Source organism: Kineococcus vitellinus, assembly GCF_009906315.1.
GTDB classification, from domain to species: domain Bacteria; phylum Actinomycetota; class Actinomycetes; order Actinomycetales; family Kineococcaceae; genus Kineococcus; species Kineococcus vitellinus.
Map to the genome: position 1 here is coordinate 1 of NZ_JAAALL010000695.1, position 240 is coordinate 240.

The 240-nt window shown below is 74.2% G+C and carries 1 protein-coding gene; it reads left to right on the top strand.

Annotated features, from left to right (window positions below):
- A partial coding sequence (locus GTQ99_RS26470) for a hypothetical protein (RefSeq protein ID WP_166618126.1) occupies positions 1-240 on the top strand: 240 nt, incomplete at both ends.

Below are 240 nucleotides of genomic sequence, written 5' to 3' on the forward strand. Positions count from 1 at the left end.
CCGGTCGCCGGCGCCTTCGGCCACGGGCTGTCGTACACGACGTTCGAGCACTCCGGGCTGCGCCTGGTGGCCGGTGAGGACGGCCTGGAGGTCCGCGTGGACGTCCGCAACAGCGGCGACGTCGCCGCTGTTGCGGACGTCCACGCGGACCTCCAGGCCGTCCTCACCGGCCACCAGGCGCAGCCCGGAGTGCTCGAACGTCGTGTACGACAGCCCGTGGCCGAAGGCGCCGGCGACCGG